We start from the raw sequence: 10,491 nt of genomic DNA, 5'->3' as shown, positions 1-10,491 counted from the left end.
TAACAACTCATTACGACTGTTCTTACCCATGGGTAAAGGATTATCGCAATACCGCTTGCGCATTTTCAACTCCTGGGGACAAAAAATATTCGAAACGAACCGGCTCGATGCCAACGGCTCGCCCAGTGAACCCTGGGATGGCCGCTACAACGGACAGTTTGTTCAACAGGATACTTATGGCTGGCAAATAGAGGCGAGATATGTGAATGGGACTGAGTGGAAAGGCATGGTTTATCCTAACAGTGATAAGGCGGTTAAAGCGGGGTTTATTACGGTGGTGAAGTGAGTTGATCAGTTGACGAGTTGACCAGTTAACCAGTTAACCAGTTGACGAGTTGACAAGTTGACGAGATAGAAGGTGGCTATGTGGAATTAAGTTGGAGGTTGATAGGGTTGATGGAGTTGATAAAGGCCTGCCGCGTTGCGGTCTTTGCCCTCTGCCCTTTGCCTTTTCAAGTTTCACGACTAACAATATTATAATGATAAAACATCTCCTAATAGCATTAACAACCATATTAATCATCGGCTCCGCAAAGGGGCAGGACCCGGTATTTTCACAACCCTTCTTGTCGCCGGTTTATTTGAATCCGGCGGCTACGGGGGCTGGTGATTATGATCTTCGGTTCAGCGCTATTTATCGCCGGCAATGGTGGAGCATTCCCTCGCAAATTTCTTACAGCGCCGTATCGGTTGATAAATACCTGCCCTCCCTGCACGGTGGCTTTGGTTTGCTGGGCACCCATTCTACCGAAGGCTATCTAAAAAAGACCGGCATTTATGGATCGTATTCTTATACCATTTGTTCCGGTACTTTATCGCCTGCTGAAAATGGGGATGAACCGCGCTGGTTCGCCAGCGGTGGAATACAATTTGGGATGGTGCAACGCCGTATCGATTACAGCAAACTGGTGTTTGCCGATCAACTGAGTGCGGATGGAATAATTCCCGGTAGTGTAACCTCGGCCGATAAAGCAGTGAACAGCGGTAAATGGTATCCTGACTTTGCTGCGGGTTTGTTCTTCAATTATAACTGGAATGATAACAACCGGTTATTGCTGGGCGGTAGCGCCCATCATGTAAACCGGCCCGATGAGTCGCTCACCAATTCAGCCGATTCGTTCCGCAGCCAGCTGCCTGTTCGCTGGTCGGGCAATGCTATGTATACGTATACCAATCCCGATCAAACCTGGTCGTATAGTATCGCGGGTATCGTGTATGCCCAGGCAAAACAAAATTCGTTTCAGATAGGAACCGAGATCACTCAAAACGAATACGACATCAGTGTAGGATTGTGGTACCGCGGTAGTATAAATTTCCAGAATTACGATGCCTTTACTGTAACACTTTCCATAAATCTCGCAGGTCATAGCGGCGATGGCTATAAAGTGCGGGCCGGTGTGGCGCACGACGCCCCCATTGGTCAGAACCGGTACTCCTACACCACCGGCAGCTCTGAGCTGGGTTTTGTGTGGGACCAAAGCACCTACAACCAGGACGCCAACAATGCGTGCAAACCACGCATTAATAGCAAAAGCGCCTGTCCCATCCAGTAAAACAGCCTATTTTCTTCGCAAACGCTTTTAGAATGCTTCGGGAATGCTAGTAGGCTTCTTCGCAAATTTGCGAAGAACTTGCGAAGGATTTGCGAAGAAGGGTAAGCTGTGTCTTTGCTCAGGGGCGACGCCTGTAGCCTAATGGTACCGGAATGGTAGCTGAATGGCCTACATATTGCCTGGGGGTTGCACTGAACCCTAGGGCTGAAGAGCATTCCAGTGCAACCCTTAGAGCATCCCCAGCGTATTCCAGAGCACTCCGCTACAGTCTGACATATCCCAACTGTTCCATCCCAAACATCCCATAAATCCCAGTTCAGACCTCGTGGCAGACTGATCCATGATTTCTCCCACACTTCTCCCGGTTTTTCCCGCTTTCTCCTGTGGAGAGTGGGAGAAGTCCGGGAGAAGTCTGGGACATGCCCTGGACCATGTCAAAACAAGTGTCGAACAAATTGTGGCACAGTCCAGCGCGTCTCGCATACACGAACAGCCGGAATGCACAACAATAAAGATGCACAACAATAAATCTGTAAATAGTTACTTTAACAGTGGCTTACAAAGGATCATGATCCTTTGCTTTGAACTTGTAATCGTTAAACAGGGGAAGTGGTTCTTTTACAAACAGTTTGTTGGAAGCTTTGAGGGAAGTCGTTTCTTTTTCGGGAGCAATAGTACGGGTCTCTTTAATTACTTCTTCATTCTTATAAACCATTCTAAGTGTTGAGGATTCAATGGTGGCCGGCAGGGAACTGAGTTGTTTATTTGTCCTTTTCATGAGATGTGCATTTAGTAGTTATCAGGGGCTTATATAGTATAAAAAACAGACCACCCCTTTTCGGCTATGCATCTCACTTTTTACTCCTACAATGTTGCTATTTTTCCTCACGTGTAGAAACAACCCTCCAGCGTACAGTTATTAATCCGGTATTAGTTCTACAGCTCCTTTTTCCTGAATGGTAATAGTGTCGCCAACGGTTATTTTTCCAGGGCCTTTGTATAACAGGTTCTGGCCAAAAAGGATCTTGTTATTCTTCTTACGATAACTGCTGAGCGTTGTAAGCGGCTCCTTTGCTTTCGCACCTGATTGCTGATCAATCGTCGTTATTATACAACGGGCGCAGGGTTTCACACAAAAGAATGTGATGCCATTGATCTCGAATTGTTTCATGGTGTCTTCCTCGAAAGCCGTTCCACCGGTAAATACAACATTGGGGCGAAACCGGTTTATGGGCAATGGAGTGGCTAACCGGCTGTTCAGATCATCGAGCGAAGCCTGGCCGATCAGCAGCAATGGAAACCCATCTGAAAAGCTGGTGACCTCTTTATTGTGCGCATAACGACCGTCAACAAACCGGTTGGTGGTATCGGGCATGTACACCAGTTTGCACGAAATGCCCAGCTGTTTGCTGAACCAGGCATCGGCTTCCTCACTTACCCGTTGGGCACGGCAATGATTGCTCCATACCGTAACCATGGTAGTGCCGGTAATCGTGGGTTCAAAGGGAACCAGTAATTCCTCGCCCGCTATCCGGCTGTTTTGGATCAGCAGTCCCTGCCCGGTGAGCTGTGGTTTCAACAAAGCCATGGCATTTACCTCGCGCTGGGTTATGAACTGGTTGTTGTCGTCAACCAGCATCCATCTTCTATCGTGTTCAAAACCACGGTCGGTAAGCGTAGCGCTGTTCAGGGCAATGCCGCCTAATGATTTTATGGGGTAGATGTATAATTCACTTATAGTAAGCATGACGCTAAGGTAAAACGTTGCCAAGTTCAATTGGTAAAACCGGGCAAAAAAAAATCCCGACGGTGACCGTCGGGACCCTGACATTTGTCAGCAGATATTTTGATGGATCTATACTCCAGTTAGGCGATACTAACCGAAAGTGTCCATGAATGATCTGTAGATTTCATGAATACCTCCTTTTCTTTGGTGAATGGTAAATATACGCAAAAAACGTCAATTTCATTTAGGCAAAATACATACAAACTATCTCCACCAATTTGCGATTGATCTTTACGCTTTTGTCTTGATTTCCAATGCAAAAAATTTCTGGTATTAACTTTGCATTACCAGAAACCCTGATATTAATAATTATAGTGCGATCCGGTTAACGTTGGTTAAATGTCTGATTGTCTATTGCAGCAATTCTACGCAAATACTTTTCTATGATTATTTCGCCTTCGGCAAAGAATATTTGCAGCACCTGCGGTGTACGGTACGGCACTTCTATTATTCCCACTATTTGCGAAATTTGTGCAGACGACCGGCAATACCTGGGTTTCAACGGCCAGGTTTGGACGAGCTACAACGAACTGGCCACCAAAAGCACCATCCGGTTTTCCCGCTTACTATCAACTGTATACGATCTGAGAATAACACCAGCCTTCGCCATTGCGCAAAAAGCCCACTTGGTTTTATCTTCATCGGGCAATGTATTGTGGGATTGTGTGCCTTTTATCGACGATCAAACCATTGCTTTTATCAGATCGCTGGGCGGCATCAGCGCCATCGCTATTTCGCATCCGCATTATTATAGCCTGATGCAGGATTGGGCCACGGCCTTTGACTGCCCTATTTACCTGCATGCCAGTGACCGGGAATGGATCAGGGACCCCGGTGGTTATATTGAATTATGGGATGGCCCTGCCAAAAAGTTATGGGATAACATCAGCATCATTCATGTAGCGGGGCATTTCCCCGGCAGCACCGTGTTACATTTACCCGATCATGGCCGGGCAGGTTGTTTACTTACCGGTGATAGTATTTACGTGGCGCCCAGCCGCCGGCACATGTCCTTTATGTATAGTTACCCCAATCATATTCCCCTGCCCAAAAAAGACATTGACTTTATCTACGAACGGGTACATCCCCTCCCCTTCGACGCCATGTACGGTGCGTTTGAATGGATGAACATTGCCGAGGGCGCCCGCACCATCTTCGAAAGATCCATCAGCCGCCACCTCTCCATTTATTGAGCTTCCAATTTTTTACCATCGGGTGACAATAGGGAATACCGTCTTTTCACTGTAAAAACAGATAATCAGAGGAAACACTTAAGTCAATTTTTAATATATTTTTGTAAACTTGCAGCCCGCCGTTAGTTGCTTTAGGGATGGAGCAGGTAACGTGCATTTTTCTGGTTCCACGAACTGCCCTGATTATAGCAACCTCCGTAATTGAAACTGGATTGTTATTCCTGTACCATTAGCAATTTATTGATAGTCATTAACCTTATCATTTATTGCCTTCGGTAAATTCCGGAGTTGTTAACCTATGTTGCCAATATGGGCCCGATACAGATGATCATAAATTGAAACCAGATGAAGAAGAAATTTTTGGAAAAGGATAATTGGCTCGCAGCATTCAATCAAGGGAACAGTAGTGCTTTTCGGTTTATTTTCGAGAGCTACAACAAAATTCTTTTTACCTGCGCCATACAATTGGTAAAGGATAAAGAGCAGGCTGAAGATATTGTTTCTGAAGCCTTTACAAAACTTTGGCAACGCCATGATGTTTTTCAGACCGAAGAACACATAAAAGCATTCCTGTTTGTTGCCACCCGCAACGCCAGCCTCAATTACCTGCGGCATATTCAAAGAAAAACTGCTTCGCAAAGCGAATTGTCCTATTTACAAAAAGATAAGGATGATCAGGATATTATAACAGACATGATAGAGGGCGAATTATTACGCAAGATCTACCCACTGATAGAAACCCTGCCCAGCAAATGCAAAACCATTTTCAAACTCATCTATTTTGAAGATGCCAGCACCGACGAGGTAGCGGAAAAACTACACATTACTCCCCGCAATGTCTTAAACCAGAAAAGAAGGGCCATCCAACTACTGAAAAAAAGATTACTGGTGGCAGTCTTTGTAAGCCTGTGTTTGAACGGGTCAATTGCCTGTAAACCGAAAGCCGAACGCATCGCCGAAAACATAATGGCTTTTTTATATATGCACTGAGCCACAACATTTCTGATTTATTTTTTTGGTTTTTTTTGTCAAAAACGTCCCTTCGTTGTTTTTATATAAGAACGGGTTTAAAGGCTCAGAGAGCTTGATACTTCCATGTGAAAAAAGCCACTTTGAAGTTTTAAATACCATAACTATGCAGGAAAAGGTAAATAGAATCACAAGTTTGATAGAGAAGTTCCTGGAGGAGAGGCTGAATCCGGAAGAGGAGATGGAACTTCAAGCATGGCTGGCGGAAGCTGAGCATAATGATGCTTTTTTCAAGCAGATCACCGATAAAAATGAGCTGCGGGAAAAATTAAGGCTCTATGCAAGTGCTGATAGTGAAGCTATCTGGAAAAAAACGCTGCAAAAGATCGACGGCGGCGCCAAACTGATAGATCTCTATCCGGAAAAGAAAACAATCAAAATGCCGGTTGGCAAAATAGCTGCTGCAGCTGTTGCCATCCTGTTTATTTCATTTGGCGGCTGGTATTTTAGCACACAGTACACCACCAGCCAAACAGCCAAAACTGATAAAACTGATAGTGGCGCCCAATACAGGATCCTACCTGGAGGTAATAAAGCCACACTGACCCTGGCCGATGGATCAACGATCATCCTGAATGCTGTGCAGAACGGGAACCTGGCCGATCAGGGTCACATGCTGATAACCAAGACTGATGGACGGTTAATATATAACAGGAAGCAGGATGCTGACGGATCTGCCAATTCAACGGATTTGTATAATACAGTAACTACCCCAAGAGGTGGTGAATACAAGATCACTTTACCTGACGGAAGTAAAGTATGGTTAAATGCGGCTTCATCATTGCGTTTTCCTATAGCCTTCGCCGGGAACGAGCGAATAGTCGAGCTCACCGGCGAAGCTTATTTTGAAGTGAATCCGCAAATTCAACCCGGGTCAAAACAGCAAAAAGGCCAGGTAGCCAAAACGCCTTTTATCGTTAAAATAAATACCCCTGCCGGAAACAAAAACGAAGTGGAAGTGCTGGGAACACATTTTAACGTAATGGCCTACACTGAAGAAGGCGCTATCAGAACAACCCTGGTAGAAGGAAAGGTAAAAGTAACCTCCGGTAACAATTTCCAAACAATATCACCCGGTGAGCAGGCTAAACTGAGATCAGGCAACATCTCCGTTCAAAATGTTGATGCTGAAGATGTAATCGGCTGGACTAACGGATTTATCCCGGTTGGTGGCCACGATCTCGAATATACTATGCGGCAAATAGCCCGCTGGTATGATGTAAACATCGAATACCAGGGAAAAAAGCCCGATATAGTCTTTGAAGGCAAACTGCCCCGGGCAGGCTCCATCGAAGACATAATTAAACTGCTCAATCTCAATAATATAAAGGCACGGGTGAACGAAAAAGCAAGAACGATCATAGTAACATCATAATCAACAGTTAACGAAGAAGCACCTATTTATAGGGGTAAAAATAATTGCTCTCCCGTTAATCATTAAACCACATCTAACGCTGTTCTTCCATGGAAAGTTATGGACCAGCGTTGAGCTACAAGCTACCCTGCGACCATGAGCTCACACTCGCTCATGGTTCGCAGTCAGGTGGCTTATTTTTTTTATATATACTTCCTACCATCAAGATGAAAGTGTAATTTTAGCAATCGGATATTGTAAGAAGTTACCCCTAAGGGGAAAACCTGTATTTAGTCAACTTATTTCGGTTTATTCGAGAATGCGGTTGACTATTTTTTATTTTTACACACTATAAAGGTTTCAAAGCAAGGTTTTTTTCTGACGGTATTCCGCAACTGTAGGAGGTTCTGATTATGAAACACATAACTGCATTTCTAATAATTGCTTGTGTGCTTACAAGTGCGCCCGCACTTGCCCAGATCACTTTCTCCCAAAAGCATGTAACCATTACCGATTTACGTAAAGTATTGGAAAAACAGGCAGGCTACACCATCTTCAATACCAATTCCATCTCCTCCCAATTAAAGCCGGTAAACATTCACCTTATCAACGGCAGCGTTGAACAACTGCTTGATGAATTTTTCAGGTACCAGAGCTGTACCTACACCATAATTGATAAAATCGTTACCGTTATTCCGCGGGGCCGGCAAAGCGTAATTGGTAAAAGAGTAGTCAATATTAAAGGCAAAATACTGAATGAGCAGAGCGAACCCATACCCGGCGCCACCATTACCATAAAAGGCAGTAACCAGCAAACAAGCACCAATGAAAACGGGGAATTCAAACTAAACGGCGTAGATGAAATTGAATTGAACATTATTGTTACCAGCGTCAATTACGAACCCGAGGAGGTTAACTGGCAGGGAGAATCTGAATTGAATGTAAGGCTGAAGCAACACGTGAGTGAACTCAACAAAGTGCAGGTTGTTTCAACAGGTTACCAGAAAATTTCAAAAGATAAAACCCCGGGTTCCTTTGTAAAAATCGATAACGAATTACTGAACCGCCGGGTTTCAACCAGCGTTATAGACAGGCTGGAAGGCATTACCAGCGGGCTGATATTCAACAAAAACAATAATACCACTACCAATCAGACCAACATCGCAATCCGGGGCAGAAGCACCATTTATGCCAACGCCAATCCCCTGATTGTGGTTGACAATTTCCCCTATACCGGCGATATCAATAATATTAATCCCAACGATGTTGAAAGTATAACGGTCTTAAAAGATGCTGATGCGGCTTCTATCTGGGGCGCTTATTCGGGCAATGGTGTTATTGTAATTACTACTAAAAAAGGAAAGTTCAACCAGCCGCTCAGGCTTTCCGTAAACAGCAATGTAACAATAGGCCAGAAACCCGATCTATATGCCAAACCAGTTTTAAACTCCTCAGACTTTATAGACGTAGAGAAGTATTTATTCAGTAATGGGTTTTATAACATCAAGGAATCAAATCCACTTCGGCCGGCGCTGTCGCCGGTAGAGGAAATACTCATCCAGGAAAGAGACAAAAAGATCTCACACGACGAAGCTGAACAACAATTAAATCTGTTGCGTGGCCAGAATACCCGGAAAGACCTGGAAAAGTATTTTTATCGTACGAGCGTTAACCAGCAATATTCCGTTAGCGCTACAGGTGGTAGCGCTAATAACAATTATTACCTGTCGGTGGGGTACGATAAGAACCTCAATAACCTGGTAAGGAATGAATATGACCGGTTAACTCTTACCGCCAACAATTCGTTTTCCTGGTTAAAAAAGAAGCTTGAGCTAAACACGGGTATTATTTATACTGAAGGAAAAGCCCATAATAATAATACCAGAGCGTCGATCCCTTCTTATCCTTATCTTAAGCTGGTAGATGAAAATGGAAATGCGACAACGGTACCTGCCGATATCAGGCAGACATTTAAAGACAGTGTAAGCAAAGATCCCATAGCCAAAACCTATCTTTTAGACTGGAACTACAGACCTTATGATGAGCTGAGATTCAGCAATAATACATCAAAGACAACCGACTACCGGATCAATGCAGATGTGAAATACGCCCTTTTCAAAGGTTTAAATGCATCAGTGCTGTATCAGTATAGTAAAGGTTTTGTTGACGCAGAGAATTTTTACAGCCAGCAGACCTATTATACCCGAAATCTTATAAACCAATACACCGAGCCTGACACGGCAGGCCGGCTAATCAGGCATATCCCGTTAGGAGGGATACTTGACCAGAATTCTGTTGAGTATGAGACACATAATGTTCGTACCCAGTTAAATTATAATACCAACTGGTATAACCGAAATCATACGCAGTATCACCAGATAACCGCATTGGCAGGTGCAGAAGTCAGAGGCACTAAAACATACTATGATGGGCTTCGCACCTATGGGTATAATGACAGTTTACCTAACCTTTTTCCTATCGACTATGAGAATCAATTCCCCTTATTTCAATCACCTGCTTCTATTAAAAAGATCGATTACCTGAATAGCAGCCGTTCCCAGGCAGATAATTTTGTTTCTTACTACCTGAACGCAAAATATATTTTTCAAAGAAGGTATATATTATCTGCCAGCGCCCGCAAAGATGAATCGAACCTGTTTGGCGTAAAAACCAACCAAAAGGGGGTGCCACTTTGGTCGATAGGCGTTAGTTGGGAATTGAACCAGGAACACTTCTATACATTAGGCTGGTTACCTTTTTTAAAATTACGTATCACCGATGGGTACAAAGGCAACGTTGACAGAACCGTATCGGCCTTTACTACAGCAAGCATAGATGCGGCAAATACTTACAACATGTTATCTGCCTCTATTGATAACCCACCGAATCCCTCACTACGTTGGGAAAAAAATCATATGATCAATTTCGGGGTAGATTTTGCTACAGGGAAAAGTATTATAGAAGGCAGCCTGGAATATTATACCCGTAAAGGAATTGATCTTATTGGTAACAGTGCGCTTGACCCTACTACCGGGGTTACCCAATTCAGGGGAAATACCGCCGATATGAAGGGTAATGGTGTAGACATCATGCTCCGCTCCAAAAACATCAACAAGCAGTTTAAATGGATCAGTACCTTGTTGTTTAGCTATACCGCCGATAAGGTCACCAATTATAAAGTACAACAAAGCGCCGTGTGGTATTATTGCGATCCACTTTATATGAATCCCCTAAGAGGCAAACCGCTTTATTCTGTGTTCAGTTTAAAATGGATGGGGCTTGACCCGAATACCGGGGATCCACGTGGTTATATTAATAAGGCAACCAGTAACAATTACAGCGCCATAATTAATTCATCAGATCTTTCTGATCTCATCTACAGAGGCCCGGCCAACCCGGTTTATTTTGGAAGCCTGCGTAATAATTTCAGCTATAAACAGGTGGAACTGTCTTTTGCCATTACCTGGAAAATGGGTTATTATTTCAGAAGACCTTCCATAAATTATTATAACCTGTTCTATGGCCCGGGGCCAGGTCACCCGGATTATGAACAACGGTGGCAAAAACCGGGCGATG

The 10,491-nt window shown here is 44.0% G+C and carries 8 protein-coding genes; 6 read left to right on the top strand and 2 right to left on the bottom strand.

Annotation, left to right across the window (positions count from 1 at the left end):
• The coding region (locus ACJ751_RS11975) for a gliding motility-associated C-terminal domain-containing protein (RefSeq protein WP_407745729.1) at positions 1–286 on the top strand (286 nt) is incomplete at its 5' end.
• A 193-nt stretch (positions 287–479) separates the two neighbouring features.
• A complete protein-coding gene (locus ACJ751_RS11970; RefSeq protein ID WP_407745728.1) occupies positions 480–1,553 on the top strand; it encodes a PorP/SprF family type IX secretion system membrane protein in 1,074 nt (357 codons plus the stop codon).
• A 556-nt stretch (positions 1,554–2,109) separates the two neighbouring features.
• On the opposite strand, the gene ACJ751_RS11965 is transcribed toward ACJ751_RS11970, so the two are convergent.
• A complete protein-coding gene (locus ACJ751_RS11965) occupies positions 2,110–2,331 on the bottom strand; it encodes a hypothetical protein (protein ID WP_407745727.1) in 222 nt (73 codons plus the stop codon).
• A 141-nt stretch (positions 2,332–2,472) separates the two neighbouring features.
• Positions 2,473–3,300, bottom strand: a complete 828-nt coding sequence (locus tag ACJ751_RS11960) for an MOSC domain-containing protein (protein ID WP_407745726.1) — start codon at positions 3,298–3,300, stop codon at positions 2,473–2,475.
• Between the two features lie 422 nt (positions 3,301–3,722).
• Between ACJ751_RS11960 and ACJ751_RS11955 the strand changes: the two genes are divergently transcribed.
• The 4 genes from ACJ751_RS11955 to ACJ751_RS11940 form a co-directional block, all read left to right on the top strand.
• On the top strand, positions 3,723–4,532 hold the full coding sequence (locus ACJ751_RS11955; RefSeq protein WP_407745725.1) for an MBL fold metallo-hydrolase: 810 nt from the start codon (positions 3,723–3,725) through the stop codon (positions 4,530–4,532).
• Positions 4,533–4,877: 345 nt separating this feature from the next.
• A complete protein-coding gene (locus ACJ751_RS11950; RefSeq protein ID WP_407745724.1) occupies positions 4,878–5,522 on the top strand; it encodes an RNA polymerase sigma-70 factor in 645 nt (214 codons plus the stop codon).
• 220 nt (positions 5,523–5,742) lie between these two features.
• Positions 5,743–6,936 (top strand): FecR family protein, encoded by a 1,194-nt coding sequence (locus ACJ751_RS11945; RefSeq protein ID WP_407745723.1) that lies wholly within the window; start codon positions 5,743–5,745, stop codon positions 6,934–6,936.
• Between the two features lie 428 nt (positions 6,937–7,364).
• On the top strand, positions 7,365–10,491 hold a 3,127-nt coding region (locus tag ACJ751_RS11940; protein ID WP_407745722.1), incomplete at its 3' end, for a SusC/RagA family TonB-linked outer membrane protein.

The sequence above is a fragment of the Niastella sp. genome (assembly GCF_045805085.1).
GTDB lineage: Bacteria > Bacteroidota > Bacteroidia > Chitinophagales > Chitinophagaceae > Niastella.
Note: the sequence above shows the minus strand (reverse complement) of the source record. Positions and strands in the feature narration are given on the sequence as shown.